The sequence below is a fragment of the Streptomyces sp. CAI-85 genome (genome assembly GCF_013363615.1).
GTDB lineage: Bacteria > Actinomycetota > Actinomycetes > Streptomycetales > Streptomycetaceae > Streptomyces > Streptomyces antibioticus_B.
Map to the genome: position 1 here is coordinate 57082 of NZ_JAANNX010000014.1, position 18458 is coordinate 75539.

Annotated in this window: 18 protein-coding genes; 6 read left to right on the forward strand and 12 right to left on the reverse strand. The window is 72.1% G+C overall.

Annotated elements, in window-relative coordinates:
• Positions 1 to 262: 262 nt before the first annotated feature.
• Together G6W55_RS18335 and G6W55_RS18340 are read left to right on the forward strand one after the other, a co-directional pair.
• Positions 263 to 1261: a hypothetical protein gene (locus tag G6W55_RS18335; protein ID WP_254876325.1), complete on the forward strand. Its 999-nt coding sequence runs from the start codon at positions 263 to 265 to the stop codon at positions 1259 to 1261.
• A gap of 78 nt (positions 1262 to 1339) precedes the next feature.
• A complete protein-coding gene (locus G6W55_RS18340; RefSeq protein WP_175521923.1) occupies positions 1340 to 2071 on the forward strand; it encodes a hypothetical protein in 732 nt (243 codons plus the stop codon).
• Between the two features lie 440 nt (positions 2072 to 2511).
• Here G6W55_RS18340 and G6W55_RS18345 read toward each other — a convergent pair whose 3' ends face one another.
• Positions 2512 to 2847 carry a MazG-like family protein gene (locus tag G6W55_RS18345; protein WP_175521924.1) on the reverse strand — a complete coding sequence of 112 codons (336 nt, stop codon included), beginning with the start codon at positions 2845 to 2847 and terminating at the stop codon, positions 2512 to 2514.
• A gap of 104 nt (positions 2848 to 2951) precedes the next feature.
• On the reverse strand, positions 2952 to 3494 hold the full coding sequence (locus tag G6W55_RS18350) for a DoxX family protein (RefSeq protein WP_175521925.1): 543 nt from the start codon (positions 3492 to 3494) through the stop codon (positions 2952 to 2954).
• A 126-nt stretch (positions 3495 to 3620) separates the two neighbouring features.
• On the opposite strand from G6W55_RS18350, the gene G6W55_RS18355 reads away from it, so the two are divergent.
• Complete coding sequence (locus G6W55_RS18355; protein WP_175521926.1) at positions 3621 to 3947, forward strand: nuclear transport factor 2 family protein; 327 nt, start codon at positions 3621 to 3623, stop codon at positions 3945 to 3947.
• Positions 3948 to 3953: 6 nt separating this feature from the next.
• Here the strand turns inward: G6W55_RS18355 and G6W55_RS18360 are convergent, their stop codons facing one another.
• The 6 genes from G6W55_RS18360 to G6W55_RS18385 all read right to left on the reverse strand — a co-directional run bounded on the left by G6W55_RS18360 (position 3954) and on the right by G6W55_RS18385 (position 10873).
• Positions 3954 to 4673, reverse strand: coding sequence for an ABC transporter ATP-binding protein (locus G6W55_RS18360; RefSeq protein WP_175521927.1), 720 nt, complete (start codon positions 4671 to 4673; stop codon positions 3954 to 3956).
• A gap of 56 nt (positions 4674 to 4729) precedes the next feature.
• Positions 4730 to 6202: an ABC transporter permease gene (locus G6W55_RS18365; protein WP_175521928.1), complete on the reverse strand. Its 1473-nt coding sequence runs from the start codon at positions 6200 to 6202 to the stop codon at positions 4730 to 4732.
• Positions 6203 to 6621: 419 nt separating this feature from the next.
• Positions 6622 to 7383 (reverse strand): SDR family oxidoreductase, encoded by a 762-nt coding sequence (locus G6W55_RS18370; RefSeq protein WP_175521929.1) that lies wholly within the window; start codon positions 7381 to 7383, stop codon positions 6622 to 6624.
• A 28-nt stretch (positions 7384 to 7411) separates the two neighbouring features.
• Positions 7412 to 8401, reverse strand: a complete 990-nt coding sequence (locus tag G6W55_RS18375) for a small ribosomal subunit Rsm22 family protein (RefSeq protein ID WP_175521930.1) — start codon at positions 8399 to 8401, stop codon at positions 7412 to 7414.
• Positions 8402 to 8468: 67 nt separating this feature from the next.
• Positions 8469 to 9533, reverse strand: coding sequence for a serine hydrolase domain-containing protein (locus G6W55_RS18380; RefSeq protein WP_244368991.1), 1065 nt, complete (start codon positions 9531 to 9533; stop codon positions 8469 to 8471).
• A gap of 56 nt (positions 9534 to 9589) precedes the next feature.
• Entirely contained in the window at positions 9590 to 10873 is a 1284-nt protein-coding gene (locus G6W55_RS18385; protein WP_175521932.1) for a multidrug effflux MFS transporter, read from the reverse strand.
• Between the two features lie 95 nt (positions 10874 to 10968).
• Here G6W55_RS18385 and G6W55_RS18390 point away from each other — a divergent pair, with 95 nt between their 5' ends.
• The 3 genes from G6W55_RS18390 (at position 10969) to G6W55_RS18400 (ending at position 13993) form a co-directional block, all read left to right on the forward strand.
• Complete coding sequence (locus G6W55_RS18390) at positions 10969 to 11970, forward strand: Gfo/Idh/MocA family protein (protein ID WP_175521933.1); 1002 nt, start codon at positions 10969 to 10971, stop codon at positions 11968 to 11970.
• A 465-nt stretch (positions 11971 to 12435) separates the two neighbouring features.
• Positions 12436 to 13047, forward strand: coding sequence for a TetR/AcrR family transcriptional regulator (locus tag G6W55_RS18395; protein WP_175521934.1), 612 nt, complete (start codon positions 12436 to 12438; stop codon positions 13045 to 13047).
• Positions 13048 to 13201: 154 nt separating this feature from the next.
• Positions 13202 to 13993: a bifunctional DNA primase/polymerase gene (locus tag G6W55_RS18400; protein ID WP_175521935.1), complete on the forward strand. Its 792-nt coding sequence runs from the start codon at positions 13202 to 13204 to the stop codon at positions 13991 to 13993.
• Positions 13994 to 14015: 22 nt separating this feature from the next.
• Here the strand turns inward: G6W55_RS18400 and G6W55_RS18405 are convergent, their stop codons facing one another.
• From G6W55_RS18405 to efeO, 4 genes are read right to left on the reverse strand one after another with little or no spacing between them, the layout of a single operon-like run.
• Positions 14016 to 15041 (reverse strand): hypothetical protein, encoded by a 1026-nt coding sequence (locus G6W55_RS18405; protein WP_175521936.1) that lies wholly within the window; start codon positions 15039 to 15041, stop codon positions 14016 to 14018.
• Positions 14974 to 15873 carry an iron uptake transporter permease EfeU gene (efeU, locus tag G6W55_RS18410; protein ID WP_175521937.1) on the reverse strand — a complete coding sequence of 300 codons (900 nt, stop codon included), beginning with the start codon at positions 15871 to 15873 and terminating at the stop codon, positions 14974 to 14976. Before efeU ends, G6W55_RS18405 begins: the two co-directional genes overlap by 68 nt.
• Positions 15874 to 15876: 3 nt before the next feature.
• A complete protein-coding gene (gene efeB, locus G6W55_RS18415; protein ID WP_175521938.1) occupies positions 15877 to 17124 on the reverse strand; it encodes an iron uptake transporter deferrochelatase/peroxidase subunit in 1248 nt (415 codons plus the stop codon).
• A gap of 48 nt (positions 17125 to 17172) precedes the next feature.
• The gene (gene efeO, locus G6W55_RS18420; protein ID WP_175521939.1) at positions 17173 to 18324 is read right to left on the reverse strand and encodes an iron uptake system protein EfeO; all 1152 of its coding nucleotides are present in this window, start codon (positions 18322 to 18324) and stop codon (positions 17173 to 17175) included.
• Between the last annotated feature and the right edge of the window lie 134 nt (positions 18325 to 18458).

The window sequence follows — 18458 nt, forward strand, 5'->3', positions numbered from 1 at the left end:
TGCCGCCGATCGGGTGCGGAAGGCGTTGCGTGGGGCTCGGCTGGAGGGGTATGTCCGGAGAGCTGAACACCTCGCCAGAGATCGGGAGTTGTATCCGTACTGGAGGGTCGTCCGGGTGTCCGGGGCGCGTCGTCGGCTCGCTCGTGTCGGGATGGTGTTGGGGCGGCACGACGTCGGGGTGTTCGTTTCCGGCGGGCCTCGGCAGGCGTTGCGGCTCGCGCGGGTGGGTGGGGCCGGGGGTCGGGAGCATGCGGTCAGGCCGTTGGACGGGCGGTGGCGTGAGGCTGCGCCGTATCAGGGGGAGGAGCAGGTCGAGGGGCGGGTGATCCGGCTGGTGCTGTGGGCCGTCCTCGCGGCCGGGGCCGTTGCTCTGGCGTTCGCCGCGCGGCCCTCCGCCTGGTGGTTCTTGATACCCCTTGCCCTCGTCGGCGCGGCCGGGGCCGTACGGACCGGGTGGCACCTAGGAGGGGCGGACCGGCGGTTCGTCGGGGTCGGGGCCGCTGTGCTGTGCCTGGTGGCGTTCGCCGGGCTGGGGGCGGGGCTGCTCGGCGAGGCGTGGAGCCCCGGGCAGACCCTCATGACCGCCGCCGTGTGTGCCGTCCTCGCCGGGCTCTGGCTGCTCGTGCGGCAGTGGACCTGGGGGGAGTGGGTCGCCTGGGCGGTGCCGCTGGTGGTGACACTGGCCGTGTCCGCGTTCGTCGCCGCGGGATCCGTCCTGCACGCCCTGTACGCCCACGGCCTCGGGCTCACCCCGGACGACCTCGGTGTCCCGCCCGTCTGGCAGGCCGTGGCCGCGGTGAAACTCCTGGTGATGCTGAGCCTGGTCATGGTGGTCCCCGCCTGGTGGGGGTTCGCCAAACACCGGCACCACCGGTACGCCACCCCGGGCGACGGCACCAACGTCCTCCTGAACATCGCGCTCTTCCTCGCGATGCTCCTCGGGGCGGGGATCCAGGCGTGGAACTCCGCCGAGACGGCCGTGAACCGGACTGTCGCGGCCGCCGAACGCGGTGACGATCCGCCGTCGTACTTCGGTGTCGCGCCGGAGTGGACGTGTGTCCGGCCCGTCGTCCCCGACGGCGACCTGTCGGGGGCGGGGCCACGGCTGCGGCCAGCAGCGACCTATCTGCTGTTCGGTGTATCCGGGGAGACCGCCGTCCTGTGGGACCCCGTGGCCGGGAAGCCACTGAAGGTGCCGGCCGCGCAGGTGTGGTTGTCGCCCGCCAAGTCGGGTAAGTCGACATGCTCCAAAGTGAGTTAGCGCCGGGCCCACACGAAATTCGCGTGCGGGCGTTCGATGCCCTGCGTTACGGTCCTGGTGTTTTCCAAGGGGGACCAAGTGGCAAAGCTGAACCAGATCATCGCCGTTGAGAAGGGCGTCAAGAGCAAGTCGCTCCAGGACGTCACCGCCGCGCACCACAAGGTGCAGAAGCCCGCGCTGCTCGCCGGGATCTCGCGCACCTATCAGCCCAAGGACGAGGAGGGCGAGCAACTGCCGCCCGAGTCCACGCGCGTGCAGGTGCAGGCCGAGGACGTGCTGCGGGAGATGTCCGCCTCGCTCACCCGGCTGTTCGACGTGACCGCGACCAAGGACTGGGCCAACCGCACGGCCTGCGCGGACGTCACCGTCGACGGGCGGACGATCCTCACCGAGGTCCCGGTCGCCTATCTGCTCTTCCTGGAGAAGCAACTCACCGAGCTGCACGCCTTCGTGAAGAAGCTGCCCACGCTCGACGCCGCCGAGTCCTGGTCCCTCGACCCGTCCACGGACTGGTGGAAGACGGACGCGGTCCGCACGATCCGCACCAAGAAGGTGCCGCGTAACCACGTCAAGGCCGAGGCCACCGAGAAGCACCCAGCGCAGGTCGAGGTGTACTACGAGGACGTGCCGATCGGGTACTGGACGACCGTCAAGTTCTCCGGGGCGCTTCCGGCGCGGCGGGTGAACGAGCTGGTGGAGCGGGTCGAGAAGCTTCAGCAGGCGGTCAAGTTCGCCCGCGAGGAGGCCAACGGCGCCGAGGTCACCGACCGTCGGGCCGGGGAAGCGGTGTTCGGCTACCTGTTCGGCTGACGCCGGGCGCGGTGGCCCATATGATCGCCCCCGCGTGCGAGCGCGGGGGTGCGCAACAGCGGGGGCCGGACTGAGGACCGGTCCTCGCGACGGGCGCAAGCTGAAACTGACGTTCAGCCTGAAAGGCGCGGAGCCGCAGAAGGATCCGCGCCGTCAATCTCAGACTCTCGCTCAAGCTTCAGCATCGCCGCCGATCGCCGGTGCGACCGGGGACGGACGAACGCCGTCGGATGCGAGTTCGACTCTCGCCTGCACCTCTGCACGGTGCGGTAGTTCAAAGGAAGAACACGACGGCCTGATGACTGATCCGTCCTCTTAAACGCCGCCGGCGTGCGCCATTGGGTGGCATCCCCAGGGGCCCGGGAGCTGGATACGACTCCCGGGCTCCGTCACGTCCGGGTGCGGCGCCGGGTCCGCTCTCAGCGGTCAGCGGTTAGCAGTTAGCGGTTCAGCGAGCGCTCCGCCACCCGAGCCAAGTGCTCCGTGAACACCCTCTCCGGCTCCGGCGTCAGCGTGCGGAGGGCCACCAGGGCCGTGATCGCCGTGTCGCAGAGTTCGGACTGGACGTCGTCCCAGGTGTGGGTCGTGCCCTTGCGGGGGTTCTGGCCGGTGGCGCCGATGACCGCCTGGGCGACCTCGCCGACCTCCTCCGAGAGTTTCAGTACGCGCAGCAGTAGGCCCTCGCGGCCGGAGATCGGCTGGTCGGACTCCAGCCAGGTCCACAGGGCGTCGATGGTCGGCCAGAGGGCCTCAGGCGTGGGGGTGGTGGCGGTCATGGGGGCAGCCTGCCATGACCGGCTGACACCCCCTTACCCTTCCTCGCCCCCACCTTCAGTCACCCCCTCACCCTTCCTCACCCTTCCTCGCCCGCCCGCCCACCTCAGTCGAACAACGCCTCCTGCTCCCCCTCCTCCCGCTTCCGCAGGCGCCGGTTGCGCATGCCCACCACCGCTGCCGTGACCGCCGCCGTCACGCCGAGGGCGGTCGGGACCATCCAGTTCTGGTTGACCGTGTGGCCGAGGGCGTGGTCGAGGGAGAGGCGGCCCGGGCCCGTGATGGCGAGGCCGGCGGCGGTCAGGCCCAGGGTGGCGGCGTACTCGTAGCCGCCGCCCTGGTTGAAGAAGCCGTTGGGGGCGTGGACCGCGGAGGCGCCCGCCATCGCGCCGGCCGCCGCCGCGCCCGCCGCAGGGGTCGCCAGGCCCAGCGCCAACAGCACGCCGCCGCCCGCCTCCGCGAGGCCCGCCGCGGTGGCGCTGGCCTTGCCGGGGGCGTAGCCGACGGACTCCATGAACTGGCCGGTCCCCTCAAGCCCGTGTCCGCCGAACCAGCCGAACAGCTTCTGTGTGCCGTGCGCGGCCAGTACGCCCCCGGCGCCCAGCCGGAGCAGCAGCAGGCCCAGATCACGTCGGTCGTAACAGGTCACGGTGACTCCCTGGCAGAGGTACGGACCCCCCACGTGTCCCCACCGTCCCACTCCCCGCACCGGACCAGCCCCTTCTGGACGCCGTTCGGGTGGCGGGCGCCGGGGCGCGGTGTGACGCTGGCCCGTATGACGATCCAGACCGGAAAACTCACCGACCCGGCCGTCCGGGCCTTCGTCAGTGCCGTCAACGCCCATGACGAGAACGGCTTCAGAGAGCTGCTGACCCCGGACGCGACCATGTCGGACGACGGTTCCGACCGTGACCTCACCCAGTGGATCGACCGGGAGATCTTCGCCTCCCGGGGCCACATGGACGTCGTCAAGGAGTCCAACGCCGGCCGCGACCTGGTCGTGGACTACCGCAACGACACCTGGGGCGAGATGCGGACCCGGTGGCACTTCGACATCACGGACGACGGGCACATCTCCCGGTTCGAGACCGGGCAGGCGTAGTCACGGTCAATACTGGTGGTGCGCCGTGCCATGCTCCGCGTACGGCTGCCGCCCCTGCTCGGTCAGGGTGATCCGGCCCGCCTCGATGGTGGCCAGCCGCGGGGCCCGCCGGGCGATCGACGAGTCGTGCGTGACCATGACGAACGTCAGCCGGTACTCGTGCCACAGGCCCTCCAGCAGGCCCATGATGTCGTCCCGCGTGCCCTCGTCGAGGTTGCCGGTGGGCTCGTCGGCGAGGAGCACCTTCGGCTTCTTCACCAGCGCGCGGGCGATCGCGACGCGCTGCTGCTGGCCGCCGGAGAGTTCGGACGGGGCGTGTCCCAGACGCTCGCCCAGGCCCACCGAACGCAGCGCCTCCGCCGCCCGCTCGCGCCGTTCCGCGGGCTTCACACCGAGCGGGACGAGGGCGGTCTCGACGTTCTCCTGCGCGGTGAGCGTCGGGATGAGGTTGAACGACTGGAAGATGATGCCGATCTTCTCGGCGCGCAGCCGGGTCAGCTTCGCCTCGCCGATCCGGGCCAGATCGACTCCGTCCAGCTCGACGCTGCCCTCGGTGGGGCGGTCCAGGCCGCCGATCATCTGGAGCAGGGTCGACTTGCCGCCGCCGGTGGGGCCCTGGATGACGAGCTGGTCACCGTCCTCGATGGTCAGGTCGACGCCGCGCAGCGCCTCGACGGTCTCCTTGCCGCGCGTGTAGCGCTTGGTGACGCCGGTCAGTCTGTACATAGGGGACTCCGTGGAGAGTGGAGAGGTGGGGTAAAAGACGCGGGGCAAGTGGAGTGCTACGACACGCTGCGCAGCGCGTCCGCCGGGCGCATCCGGGACGCCCGCCAGCCGCCCATCGCACCGGCGATCAGACCGCCGGCCACCGCGAGGCCGACCGCGAGGGCGATGGTGGTGACGGAGACCGGCGCGGAGAGGGCGATCTCCATGGCGCCGGACGTCGACTGACCGCCGCCGCCCGGACCGCCGCCCCCGCCGGGGCCACCGCCCATACCGCCCCCGCCACCGGTGTTGCCGAGCTGGGCCGTGAGGGTGGGGCTGATCGCGGTCACCGTGTAGGCGGCCGCCAGGCCGAGGGCGATGCCGAGGGCGCCGCCGAGCAGGCCGTTGACCATGGACTCGCCGACGACCTGCCGGGTCACCCGGCGGCTCGGCCAGCCCAGCGCCTTCAGCGTGCCGAACTCGCGCACCCGGCGGGACACCGCGGAGGAGGTGAGCAGCGCGGCCACCAGGAACGCGGCGGCGAGCACGGCGATCGACAGCCACTTGCCGACGCTGGTGGCGAGGTTCGAGGCGGTGGACAGGGAGCCGGAGACGGTCTCGGCGAGGTCGGCGGAGGTCGTCACCGTCGTACCGGAGATGTTCTTCTGGATGGTCGCCTTGACGGTGTCGATCTGCTGGGAGTCGGTCGCCTTGACGTAGATCGTGGTGACCTTGTTCTTGGCGTCGGCGAGGGTCTGCGCCTGCTTCAGCGGCAGGTAGACGTCGGTGGTGGACTCGCTGCTGTCGGGCGTCGCGATGCCGATGACCTTGTACGTGGTGCCGGAGATCTTCAGCTTCGAACCGACCTTGTACTCGTTCTCCTTGGCGTACGACTTGGAGACGACCGCGACCTTCGCGTTGGTCTGCGCGGAGGTGAAGGTCTTGCCGGAGGTGATCTTCGAGCCGGCCAGCGGGCCGAGGTCCTGGTCGGTGACGTCGACGCCGGCGACGGAGTACGAGTTCACGTCGAAGGAGGCGCCGCCGCCCTGCACCTGCGGGGGTGCGGAGGAGCCGCCTCCGCCGGGGCCGCCGTTTCCGCTGCTGCCGCTGCCGCTGGTCGAGCTTTCCGCGCGGCCCTGGGTGAAGGAGCCGTCGACCTTGGTGACGTTGAGGGTGAGGGCGCCGACCGCGTTCGCCACGCCCTGCTGCTCGGCGACCTGCGTCACCAGCGAGGACTTGAGGGTCTGGCCGCCCTGGGTCATCACCCGGTCGGAACTCTGCTCGGTGTCGTCGTCCTCCGCGGAGGCGTCGAACTCGAACCTCGGGCCGCCGGAGCTGTCGCCCGTGGGGGCCGTGCGGGCCTTGGTCACGGTCATGTCGGTGCCGAGGCCGTACAGCGACTGGAGGACCTTGTCCTGCGCCTGTGTCATACCGGCCGACACCGAGTTGACGGTGATGACCAGGGCGATACCGAGCGCCAGACCCAGTGCGATGACCAGGGCCGCCTTCTTGCGCCGGCCCAGCTCGCGCTTGAGATAGATGCCAAACATCCCGTTCCTCGAAGGTTCTTGGCGCCCGCTGTGGGCGCGGCCCAAAACTAGGGACGAACCTTTGAGGAGGACTGGGTAAGGGATGTGTGCGAACTGAGAATGTGAACGTCACCGTGGTGACGTGCCGGTGTGTGCGGCAGCCGTCCCACGGTCCCGGTGCGTACCCCCCGGTTCCTTGCGGTCCCGGCGAGGTCCACCCCCACCCGGTGCCGTGGGACGGCTGCCCCTCCCCCCTCGGTGTGGTCCGGTGGCCCGGTGGTCCGTTCAGCGGGGCTGAGCGGGCGCTTCCACTCCAAGTGTGAAGTTCTTGTGGAGAGAGTTGAGCATAAGTCCGCTACCGGCTGCAATGGTGCGGATGGGAAAATTCCGGTTGTGCAGGTTGAGCAGTTGACGACCTGTGGGCGCGGGACGGGTCCGGTTCAGCCCCGGCCGACGTACGGCATCCCCGTCGCCAGCACCGTCGCGAACTGCACGTTCGCCTCCAACGGCAGCTCCGCCATGTGCCGTACCGTGCGCGCCACATCGGCGACGTCCATCACCGGCTCCGGTGCGATCTCGCCGTTGGCCTGGAGCGCGCCGGTCCGCATCCCGGCCGTCATCCCGGTGGCCGCGTTGCCGATGTCGATCTGCCCGACCGCGATGCCGTACGCCCGCCCGTCCAGGGAGAGGGCCTTGGTGAGGCCGGTCAGGGCGTGCTTGGTCGCGGTGTACGGCGCCGAGTGCGGGCGGGGGGTGTGGGCGGAGACGGAGCCGTTGTTGATGATGCGTCCGCCGCGCGGATCCTGCTCCTTCATCTGCCGGAACGCCGCCTGCGCGCACAGGAACGCCCCGTTGAGGTTGGTGTCCACCACGTGCCGCCAGGCGTCGTAGGGGAGTTCCTCGAAGGGCACGCCGCCGGGGCCGAACGTCCCGGCGTTGTTGAACAGCAGGTCCAGCCGCCCGAACCGGTCGCGTACGGCGGTGAAGAGCGCGGTGACCTCGTCGGGTTGTGAGACGTCCGTCCGTACGACGAGACACGCGCCGTCGGGCGCGATCGCGGCCGTCTCCTCCAGGGGCCCGGTGCGCCGGCCCGCGAGCGCCACCGACCAGCCCGTGCGCAGCAGTTCGGCGGCCACGGCGCGGCCGATGCCGGAACCCGCGCCGGTGATCACCGCGACCTTCATGCTCTGTGAGGCGTCCATGGGCCGCAGCGTAGAACCGGCCCGGTCCTCAGGGGGAGTTCGGCGGCCAGGCGTCGCCCCAGTCCGCGTCCCGGGCCGCCCGGTAGAGGAGACCGTGCTTCTTCGTCACCGTCGTCCGCTCCAGCCGTTCGCCGGCCTCGCACAGGTCGAGCAGGACCTGGCCCTTGCGGATCTGCGGCCGCCGCACCACACGGGACGCGGCGGGGGAGACGGGGAAGCGGGCGGCCGCGACGTAGGAGAACTTCTCGTCCTCGTACGGCAGGGAACCGCCCTTGACCTGCCGGTGCAGGGACGAACGGCTGACCCGCGCCGAGAAGTGGCACCAGTCCGTGCCGGGCACGATCGGGCAGGCCGCGCTGTGCGGACAGGGCGCGGCGATCCGGAAGCCGGCCGCGATCAGCCGGTCGCGGGCCTCGATGATCCGGGCGTATCCGTCGGGGGTGCCGGGCTCCACGATCACCACGGCCCGCGCGGCGGCCGCCGCCGCGTCGACGAGGGCGGCGCGGTCGGGGGCGGTGAGTTCGTTGAGCACGTAGGAGACGGTCACCAGGTCGGTGCTCTCCAGGGTCAGGGCCGAGCCGATCCGGGCCCGCTGCCAGCGGACGTCCGCCAGGGCCGGGTTCGCGGCGGCGATCTCCCGGCCGAGGGCCAGCGCGGGTTCCGCCCAGTCCAGGACGGTCACGGGGCGCGTCCCCGGCCAGGTCGCACCGGCCGCCCAGGTCGCCGCGCCGGTGCCGCCGCCCACGTCCACGTGGCTGCCCGGGGTCCACTCCGGCACCGCGTCCGCGAACGCCTCCAGCGCCGCCCGCACCGCCTCGAAGGTCGCCGGCATCCGGTACGCGGCGTACGCGGCGACGTCGGCCCGGTCGCGCAGGATCGGGGCGTCGGTCGGCGTCGCCCCCCGGTAGTTGGCGATGAGCCGCTCGACGGCCTGTGCGGCCTGCCGCGACGGCAGCCCGTCGAGCAACTCCGCCAGAGCGGCACGCAGAATCTCGGCGACGGAGAGGGAGACGTTCACCTGGCGATTTTACGAGGCCCGCACCCCGGCTCGACGCCGACGGCGGCACCGCCCTCCGACGCAGCCCTCACCGCACCGCCATCGCCATCCGGGTCCCCGCCAACGCCCGTGGGGCGCTGTCCGGGGCCCTGCGGACCGGGTGGACCGTGTTGGACAGGAGGATGAGGTAGGTGTCCGTGGCCGGGTCGAGGACCAGGGACGTTCCCGTGAAGCCCGTGTGGCCCGCCGCGCCCTCGCCCGCGAGTTCGCCCATGAACCACGGCTGGTCCACCGCGAAACCGAGGCCCGGGGCGGTCAGGAGGAGTTCCACGAAGTCGGGGCCGAGGATGCGGGCGGGGCCGTAGGAGCCGCCGGCGAGGAGGGTGCGGCAGAACACCGCGAGGTCGCGGCCGGTGGAGAACAGGCCCGCGTGTCCGGCGACGCCGCCCAGCGCCCAGGCGTTCTCGTCGTGCACCTCGCCCCGCAGCATCCCCCGGTCCGCCTTGGCCCACGGCCGCCGCTGGTCCTCGGTGGCCGCCGCGCCGGGGCAGGGCCCGAAGTCGGTGGCCGTCATACCGAGCGGCCGGGTGATGCCGTCGTGCACCAGGACGTCCAGGGTGCGGCCCGTGAGGCGTTCCAGGAGCTGCTGGAGCAGGAGCATGTTCAGGTCCGAGTACCGGTAGGTGCCCGGGGCGGACACCGGTGCCTCCGCGCGCAGCGCGTCCAGGCGTTCCGTGTCGTCCGCGTACGTGTACAGCGGCAGCTCGGGGCGGAGTCCGGAGGTGTGGGTGAGGAGCTGCCGTACGGTGATGCCGGCGGCCGCCGCGGCCCGGAAGTCCGGCAGGTACGCGCCGATCCGCGCGTCGATGCCGAGCGTGCCGCGCTCGATCTGCTGCACCGCCGCGACGGACGTGAACAGCTTGGTCAGGGACGCCAGGTCGAACGGGGTGTCGACGGTCATCGGCACCCACTCCTCCTTCGGCAGCTCCACCCCGGCGTCGGCCTCCGGGTCGTAGGCCGCGTACCGCACGGCCCAGCCCACCGCCTCGCGCACGGCGATCACCGGGCCGCGCCCGGCCACCACCACGGCGCCGGGCGCCCAGGGCCGGTCGCCGGTCGTCAGGTCCGTCACGTCGCGCACCAGGAGGCGCATTTCCTCGGGGTCGAGCCCGGCCCGTTCCGGGGTGTCGACCCGTAGTTTCGGTGCGCTCAGTTCCCTTCTCCTTCCGCCCCCGACGCTGTCCAGGGACGGCACATAACCACGAAGAAGGCCAGCGCCACCAGTGCGGCCACCAGTTGGACCACGGCCATCGGAACGGCGGTGCGCTCCCCGGCGATCCCGACGATCGGCGAGGCGATCGCGCCGATGAGGAACGACGACGTGCCGAGGAGCGCGGAGGCGGACCCGGCCGAGTGCCGCACCCGCATCAGGGCGAGCGTCTGGGCGTTGGGCAGCGTCACGCCCATCGCGGACATCAGCACGAACAGCGCGGCCGCCACCGGCGCCAGCCCGACCTCGCCGAACACCCCCGCCGACATCAGCAGCAGCGCCGCCGCGGCCAGCGCCACCACGGTCAGGCCCCCCGCCAGCACCCGGTCGAGCCGGACCCGGCCCACCAGCACCTTGCCGTTGATCTGCCCGACCACGACCAGGCCCACCGAGTTCGCGCCGAACAGCAGGCCGAACGTCTGCGGGGAGGCGCCGTAGATCTCCTGCACCACGAACGGCGAGGCCGAGATGTACGCGAAGAGCGCCGCGAAGGAGAAACCGCCGGTCAGCATGTACCCGGTGAACCGGGCGTCGGACAGCAGACGGCGCATCGCGCGCAGCGTCTCCCCGAACCCGCCCGCGTGCCGCTCCCCGGCGTCCAGGGTCTCCGGCAGCCGCGCCCACACCAGGACGGCCAGCGCCAGCCCCACCGCGGTGAGCACCACGAACACGCCCCGCCAGTCCGTCGCGCGGAGGATCTGCGCGCCGATCAGCGGGGCCACGACGGGCGCGACGCCGGAGATCAGCATGAGGGTGGAGAAGAAGCGGGCCATGGCCACACCGTCGTAGAGATCACGGACGACGGCCCGCGCGATCACGATGCCGGCGGCGCCCGCGAGGCCCTGCACCAGCCGGCACGCGACGAGCAGCTCGACGGTCGGGGCGAGGGCGCACAGGGCGGTGGCCAGGACGTACACCAGCAGCCCGGCGAGCAGCGGCCGCCGTCGCCCCCACCGGTCGCTCATCGGGCCGACCACGAGCTGGCCCAGCGCCATCCCGGCCAGACAGGCGGTCAGGGTGAGCTGGACGGTCGCGGCGGGGGCGTGCAGATGGCGGGTGACCTCCGGGAGCGCCGGGAGGTACATGTCCATCGACAGCGGGGGAGTGGCGGTCAGACCGCCCAGGATCAGGGTGACCAGCAGCCCCGTCCGCCGTACGGCACGCGCCGGCGGCGCCACGGCCGCACGGGTCGCCCCGGGTATCACCCCACCGCCCTCGGGCATCCGCTCGCCCCTCCCTGTCTCCCTCTCCGACATCAGCGGCACCTATGCTCTCAGCTCGGACAGCGTGCTGGTACGGGCGGGAGGACGGGCGGGACATGACGACGGACACGGTGCGGTGGGGGATCCTGGCGACCGGCGGGATCGCCGCCGCGTTCACGGCGGACCTGGTCGACCTGCCGGACGCGGAGGTCGTCGCGGTCGCCTCGCGCACCGAGACCTCCGCGCGGGCGTTCGCCGAACGGTTCGGGATACCCCGCGCGTACGGCGGCTGGGAGGCGCTGGCCGAGGACCCGGACATCGATGTCGTCTACGTCGCCACCCCGCACTCCGCGCACCGGGCCGCCGCCGGGCTCTGTCTCAAGGCGGGGCGGGCCGTGCTGTGCGAGAAGCCGTTCACGCTGAACGTGCGCGAGGCCGAGGAACTCGTCGCGCTGGCCCGGCAGGAGGGCCGCTTCCTGATGGAGGCGATGTGGATGTACTGCAACCCGGTCGTCCGCCGCCTCAAGGCCCTGATCGACGACGGTGCCATCGGCGAGGTCCGCACCGTCCAGGCCGACTTCGGTCTGGAGGGCCCCTTCCCGCCCTCGCACCGGCTGCGCGACCCCGCGCAGGGCGGCGGCGCGCTGCTCGACCTGGGCGTCTACCCGGTGTCCTTCGCCCATCTGCTGCTCGGCGAGCCGGACCGGATCTCCGCGCAGGCCGTGCTCTCCGCCGAGGGCGTCGACCTCCAGACCGCGCTCGCCCTGTCCTGGGACTCCGGCGCGCTGGCCGCCCTGCACTGCTCGGTGACCGGCGGCACGGGCACGACCGCCTCCGTCACCGGTTCGCGCGGCCGTATCGACATCCCGGCCGGCTTCTTCCACCCCGACCGCTTCGTCCTGCACCGCACCGGCCACGACCCCGAGGAGTTCACCGCCGACCCCTCCGACGGCCCCCGCACCACCCTGCGCCACGAGGCCCACGAGGTCATGCGAGCCCTCCGTGCCGGCGAGACGGAGTCCCCCCTCGTCCCCCTGAACGGCACCCTCGCCGTCCTGCGCACCCTCGACACGGCCCGCCACCAGACAGGCGTCCACTACCCGGGCGAACCGGCCTGAGGTCCGGCGGACGCCGCCGCCCGGCCTGAGGCCCCCGGCGGTGCTGCCGGACAGCCCGGGCTCACCTGAGCCTGCCTAGCCGCCGTGCCGCGCCCGAACGAGCCGACCTGGGCCCCGGGGGGGGCAGACAAGCGGACCTGAGCCCGCTGATCCTTTCCGGCCCGGCCCGACCCCGTCGTCTGCTTCGCTCCGCCGGACCGGCCCCGCGTTGCGGCTGGTCCGGCCCGCACCGGCCAGCGGCCGGGGCGCCTTGCCGCGTGCCCGGTCGCGCTCACCCGGGGGCGCCCGATCCATCCGAGTCAACCGAGCCAGCCCCGCCGGACCGGCCCGCGAGCTCCGAGGCGCCGCCCCCGCGACACGCCTCCCACGCCGGACCACGCATCGTGCGCGACATCGCACCCTCACCGCCCGGACAACCACCCCCACGCGAGACGCCCCGTCTCATTCGCTTGGTACCGTCGTCCCATGGTCACCAAGCCGGTCAAGGCCGTACCCGATAGCGCGCGTCGTAGTGAGAGGTCGCGGCGGGCCATCTATGACGCCGCGCTCGCTCTCGTGGGGGAGGTGGGGTATCCGCGGACCACCATCGAGGGGATCGCCGCGCGGGCCGGGGTCGGGAAGCAGACCATCTACCGGTGGTGGGGGTCCAAGGCCGACGTGCTGCTGGAGGCGTTCCTCGATCTCGCCGCCGCGCCCGCGGCGGAGCCGTACGCGATCCCGGACACCGGGGACCTCGCCGCCGACATCAAGGGCGTGCTGCGGGCCACCGTCGACCAGATGACCGACCCCCGGTTCGACGCGCCCGCGCGGGCCCTGGCCGCCGAGGGCCTGGTCGACGCCGAGGCCGGACGCAGATTCACCGCCGCGCTGATGGAACCGAACATCCAGCTCTACGTCGACCGGCTGCGCGCCGCCCAGGAGGTCGGCCAGGTCCGTGCCGGCATCGATCCGCGGATCGCCCTGGAGTTCTTCATCTCCCCGCTCGCCCAGCGCTGGCTCCAGCACACCGGGCCGATCTCCTACGAGTACACGGACACCCTCGTCGACTACGCGCTGCACGGGCTGGCTCCCCGGTGACCCGGTCGGGGACCCGATCCCGTCCCGCCTGAGTGTTCCGTCCCACCTGCCCCGATTGGGTGCTCCCCACCCCCGATGCGCAGGAAGGTGGGACGATGAGGCATGCTGGCCGCATCACGGCGGGACGAGGGACAAGAGGGGACCGAGGGGACAGATGAGCGCGGAGTTCGGCGGCCCGAAAGACCCGAGCAACGGCCCGAGCGGTCCGAGCGGCCACGGCGGTCTGCGCGGCAGACTCACCCGGTGGCTGCGCGGCGGCGACCCGGCCGGGACCGTCGCCGAGGACGACCGTGTGACCCTGCTCCTCGCCGCCGCCGAGGCCGGACTGCCGCTGGCGCCCGCCGCCCACCCGGCCGCCGGCTACGGCTGCTCCTGCGACCGGGTCGGCTGTCCGACCCCCGCCCGGCACCCGGTGTCGTTCGCCTGGCAGACGCAGTCCACCACCGACCGCGCCCAGATCGAGCGCTGGGCCCGCCACCAGCCGGCGGCCAACTTCATCACCGCCACCGGCATGACCCACGACGTCCTGGACGTACCCGTGGAGGCCGGCCGCGAGGCCCTGGAGCGGATGCTCGCCGCCGGTGTCGAGGTCGGCCCGGTCGCCGAGAGCGACGACGGCCGCATGCTGTTCTTCACCCTCACCCGGGGCACCCCCGAGGACGAGGACGAGTGGTGGCCCTGCGAGCTGGACTGCCACCCCGAGACCATGGACGAGCACCCCGGCCTGCGCTGGCACTGCCGGGGCTCCTACGTCCTCGTCCCCCCGGCCCGGCTCCCCGGCGGCGACGGCGACCGCCAGGTGCGCTGGGTACGCGGCCCCGAGCACCCCTTCCCCGAGCCCCTGACCCTCCTGGAGTCCCTCACCGACGCCTGCGCACGGCACGCGGCCGAGCAGGGGCACGACCAGGACCACGCCACCGGCCCCTCCTGGCCCAGCCGCCGCTGAGAAGCCGGGCCGAGGCCCCCTGCTACTCGCCCTTCGCGCCCGTGAGCCCTTCCAGCCGGCTCAGGACCGTCACCTCGCCGCCCACCGTCGCCGGGTCCAGCGCGATGCCGTTCGCGACGAACTCCATCGTCAGCGACTGCTTGATCTCCCCGGTCGTCAGCGCCCGCACGCTCTGGTTCGGGGCCGGCACCGACGCCCCCGCCGCGGCCGTCTGCTTGACGTAGTGGTGCGTGGAGAAGAACACCAGCGCCCCGCCGTCCGCCGTGCGCAGCGCCAGCGGCGCGAAGTCGCCCTCGGTCAGCGACTCGTCGATGTACTGCTGCACCAGCCCCGGCTTCGTGGAGTTCTTCGCCCGGGTGGTCCGCAGCGTCGTGGTGTACGCGCCGTCCTTGAACGTGTCGCCGCCCGACTTGAGATAAGTGGCGTACTCCTTGCTCATGTCCCGCGGCGGAACGGCGAGTTCGGGGGCGTCGGCGGGCACGTCCTGCGCCCAGCCGTCCGCGTCCTCGCTGAACTCCGGCAGCGCGCCCGGCGCCACCAGCGTCAGATAGGCCGCCTGCCACGGCTCGGACAGGTCGTCGCGGGTGAACACCAGCACCCAGCGCGCCGAACCGCCCTTGTTGGACTTGGCGTCGGCGACGAACCAGCGCGGCCAGCCCGCCTTCTTGGGGATCGTGTACGTCACGTCCGACAGCACCAGCGGCGTGTGCTGGGGGTTGCCGCCGGGGTTGTTGGCCTTCCCGGCCTTCAGCCGCGCCGCGTCGATCGCCCCGAGCGCGCCGGTGGTGTGCTCGGCGTCGAGCGAACCGTCGTACGCCGCGTCCGCCTTGTTGTACGCGGCGGTGAACTGCTCCAGCGCCTTCGCCGCCTCGGCCCGGGTCGCCGACGGCAGCACCTCGCGCTCCCCGTGGACCACCACGCACCCGCTCGCCGTCAACGACAGGACGGCGGCCGCCGAGACGGCCAGCAGCGCGCCCCGGTCACGGCCGCGGAGTGTCCGAGGGCCGCGCCGCCCCCTGCTCCCCGGATGCGTCTCCACGTGCCTCATCAGGTGTCTTCACCTTCCCCTTCCCGGAGCCGAACCCTACCGGGGCGAGGAACAGGGCGAGTGTCGGGACCAGGTACAGCAGCCACACCGTGACCTGGACGACGGTCGGGTCGGGCTGGAAGTTGAACACGCCCTTCAGCAGCGTCCCGTACCAACTGTCGGGCGGGATCGTGCCGCTGACGTCGAACGCCTTGTCCGTCAGCCCCGGCACCCAGTCGGCCTCCTGGAGGTCGTGGACGCCGTACGCCAGCACGCCCGCGGCCACGACGACGAGCATGCCGCCCGTCCAGGTGAAGAACTTCGCCAGGTTGATCCGCAGGGCGCCGCGGTAGAACAGCCAGCCCAGCAGCACCGCCGTGGCCAGGCCCAGCGCCACCCCGATCAGCGGGCGCGGGGTGCCGTCGCCGGCCGCGTGCACGGACGCCCACACGAACAGCGCGGTCTCCAGCCCCTCCCGGCCGACGGCGAGGAAGGCGGTGGCCACCAGCGCGCCGGTGCCCATCGCGAGGGCCGCGTCCAGCCTGCCGTGGAGTTCGGACTTCAGATGCCGGGCGGTGCGCCGCATCCAGAACACCATCCACGTCACCAGGCCGACCGCGAGGATCGACAGCGAACCGCCGAGCGCCTCCTGCGCCTTGAACGTCAGTTCCTGGGAGCCGAATTCGAGGACGGAGCCGAAGCCCAGCGCGAGCAGCACCGCGATGGCGATACCGCCCCACACGGGCTTCAGGGCGTCCCTGCGGTCGGTCTTGACCAGGTAGGCGATGAGGATGCAGACGACGAGCGAGGCCTCCAGGCCCTCCCGCAGTCCGATCAGGTAGTTGGAGAACACGGGCTACGCCTCCTCGGAGAACAGCGTCCGGCCCCACCAGTCGTCCTGGTCGCGGACGCCGGGCGGGATCGCGAAGACCGCCGAACCCACGTGCTGGATGTACTCGTTGAGCGCGTCGGTGGCGAGGTTGCGCTGCACACGCACGAACCCCTCGCGCACATCGCGCTGGTAGGCCAGGAAGAACAGCCCCGCCTCCAGCCTGCCGAGGCCGTCGGTGCCGTCGGTGAAGGAGTAGCCGCGCCGCAGGAGGGTGGCGCCGCCGTTGGAGTCGGGGTGGGCGAGCCGGACGTGCGCGTCGGGCAGCATGGCCTTCAGGAACGGCTCGTCGCGTTCCTTCGCCTTGCCGACCGGGGCGCCCTCGCCCTTGTCCCGGCCGAAGATGTCCTCCTGCTCCTGGAGCGAGGTGCGGTCCCAGGTCTCGATGTGCATCCGGATCCGCCGGGCGACCAGGTACGAGCCGCCGGTCATCCACGCGGGGCCGTCCTTCTCGCCGACCCACACGAACTTCTCCAGCCGGCCGGTCTCGGTGCCCGCGATGTTGCGGGTGCCGTCCTTGAAGCCCATGAGATTGCGCGGGGTCTGCGCGTCGGGCGTCGTGGACGAGGTCTTGCCGAAGCCGAGCTGCGACCAGCGGATGACGACCTTGCCCATGCCGATCCTGGCCAGGTTGCGGATCGCGTGCACGGCGACCTGCGGATCGTCCGCGCACGCCTGGACGCACAGATCGCCGTCGGAGCGGGCCGCGTCGAGCGCGTCCCCGGCGAACCGGGGCAGGTCGATCAGCGCGTCCGGCCGCCGCGCGTCCAGCCCGAACTTCTTGAACAGGGACGGTCCGAAGCCCACCGTCAGCGTCAGCCGGGACGGCTTGAGACCCAGCGCCTCGCCGGTGTCGTCCGGCGGCGCCTCGGGCAGACCGCCGAACGCGCCCTCCCCGACGGCCTTTCCGGCCGCCATCCGCCGGGCCGCGTCCGTCCAGTCCTTCAACAGCCGTACGAACGCGGCACGATCGGTGGTCGTCACGTCGAACGCGGCGAAGTGCAGCCGGTCCTGGACCGGGGTGGCGATCCCGGCCTGGTGCGGGCCGTGGAAGGCGACGGCGCCGCCCGCCCCGGCGTCGGAGGGACCGGAGTCCTCGCCGCCGCGGGTCACCGCGACCGCGCCGCCCGCCGCGGCGGCACCGAGCGCGAGCCCGGCACCGCCCCAGCCGATCAGCGCCCGCCGGGACGGCCCGTCGCCCTGACTCTGCGTCATGTCACTTACCCCTTGCCGTACTTCGCCGCTTCTCGTCCCCGTCCCGCGCTACTTCGCGACGGCGGCGGCGAGCTTCGACAGCGGCTCCGCGAGCGCGTTGACCGCGTCCGACAGCTCCTTGCGGTCCGCGGCGCCGACCTTGTCGTAGGAGGTGAACTCGTACGACGTCGTGTTCGGGCGGTACTTGTCCAGCAGCGTGTTCAGCGCGGCGAACTGCTTGTCCAGCTCGGTGACCAGGGCCGCGTCGTTCTCCTTCGCGACCGGCTTGAGCAGCTCGTACGACTTCTGCGCGCCCTCGACGTTGGCCTTGAAGTCGACCAGGTCGGTGTGCGAGTAGCGCTCCTCCTCGCCGGTGACCTTGCCGGTGGCGACCTCGTCGAGCAGCTCCTTGGCGCCGTTGGCCATGGAGGTCGGGGTGATCTCGGCCTTGCCGACCCGGTTCTGCCAGTCGGTCAGGTCGGTGATGAGCTGGTCGGCGAGCTGCTTGTCCCGGTCGGTGATCTTCTTGTCCTGCCAGAGGGACTTCTCCAGCCGGTGCCAGCCGGTCCAGTCGGTGGCCGGGTCCTGGCCCTCCTCCAGACCGTCCGCGCGGACGTCGACCTTCGGGTCGATGTCACCGAAGGACTCGGCGACCGGCTCGGTGCGCTCCCAGCCGATCCGGGAGGGCGCGTACGCCTTCTTGGCGGCCTCCAGGTCACCGGCCTTGACCGCCTCGGCGAAGGTCTTGGCGAGCGGCAGGGTGGCGTCGGCCTGCTCCTGCGCGTACTTGCGGTAGGCGGCGACGGCCGCGTCGAGGCGCGGGTCGCGGGCGGCGACCTTGCCGCCGGTGACCTTGAGGTCCTGGCGGATGCCGTCGCCCTTCATGCCGGGCTTGCAGGCGATCTGGTAGGAACCGGCCTTCACCTCGGCGGTGACCCGCTGCTTGGTGCCGGGGCCGATGTTCTCGCGCTCGGTGACGACCCGGTCGTCCGGGAAGAGGATGTAGACCTCGGTGACCTTGGAACCCTTGTTCTCGATGGCCAGTTCGACGTGTCCGGCGGAGATCTCCTTCGCCGAGGTCTGACACTCACTGTCGGTCGCGGTCACCGTGATCACCCGGTCGCCGCTTTTCGCGTCGCTCTTCTCGGTGCAGCCGGTGACGGCGGTGAGGGCCGACACGACGGCGACGGCGGTGACGGCGGACAGTCTGGCGGCTCGCATGCGCGCTCCCGGCTGGCTGAAAATCGAGTGACAGGGCCCACCCGGGGTGAGTGAGGCTTACCTAACTTATCCAAGCCTTACCTGCGAAGTACCCTGCCGTGCAGTGATTCAGCTCTCATAGACACCCGTATGGG

What these genes read in the sequence shown, in the direction of transcription:
- G6W55_RS18385 (WP_175521932.1), bottom strand. Translation starts at nt 10,873, where the DNA reads ATGCCCGAGGGCGGTGGGGTGATACCCGGGGCGACCCGTGCGGCCGTG.
- G6W55_RS18365 (WP_175521928.1), bottom strand. Translation starts at nt 6,202, where the DNA reads ATGTTTGGCATCTATCTCAAGCGCGAGCTGGGCCGGCGCAAGAAGGCG.
- G6W55_RS18380 (WP_244368991.1), bottom strand. Translation starts at nt 9,533, where the DNA reads ATGCGCCTCCTGGTGCGCGACGTGACGGACCTGACGACCGGCGACCGG.
- G6W55_RS18370 (WP_175521929.1), bottom strand. Translation starts at nt 7,383, where the DNA reads ATGGACGCCTCACAGAGCATGAAGGTCGCGGTGATCACCGGCGCGGGT.
- G6W55_RS18400 (WP_175521935.1), top strand. Translation starts at nt 13,202, where the DNA reads ATGAGCGCGGAGTTCGGCGGCCCGAAAGACCCGAGCAACGGCCCGAGC.
- G6W55_RS18395 (WP_175521934.1), top strand. Translation starts at nt 12,436, where the DNA reads ATGGTCACCAAGCCGGTCAAGGCCGTACCCGATAGCGCGCGTCGTAGT.
- G6W55_RS18390 (WP_175521933.1), top strand. Translation starts at nt 10,969, where the DNA reads ATGACGACGGACACGGTGCGGTGGGGGATCCTGGCGACCGGCGGGATC.
- G6W55_RS18355 (WP_175521926.1), top strand. Translation starts at nt 3,621, where the DNA reads ATGACGATCCAGACCGGAAAACTCACCGACCCGGCCGTCCGGGCCTTC.
- G6W55_RS18360 (WP_175521927.1), bottom strand. Translation starts at nt 4,673, where the DNA reads ATGTACAGACTGACCGGCGTCACCAAGCGCTACACGCGCGGCAAGGAG.
- efeB (WP_175521938.1), bottom strand. Translation starts at nt 17,124, where the DNA reads ATGACGCAGAGTCAGGGCGACGGGCCGTCCCGGCGGGCGCTGATCGGC.
- efeO (WP_175521939.1), bottom strand. Translation starts at nt 18,324, where the DNA reads ATGCGAGCCGCCAGACTGTCCGCCGTCACCGCCGTCGCCGTCGTGTCG.
- G6W55_RS18345 (WP_175521924.1), bottom strand. Translation starts at nt 2,847, where the DNA reads ATGACCGCCACCACCCCCACGCCTGAGGCCCTCTGGCCGACCATCGAC.
- G6W55_RS18405 (WP_175521936.1), bottom strand. Translation starts at nt 15,041, where the DNA reads ATGAGGCACGTGGAGACGCATCCGGGGAGCAGGGGGCGGCGCGGCCCT.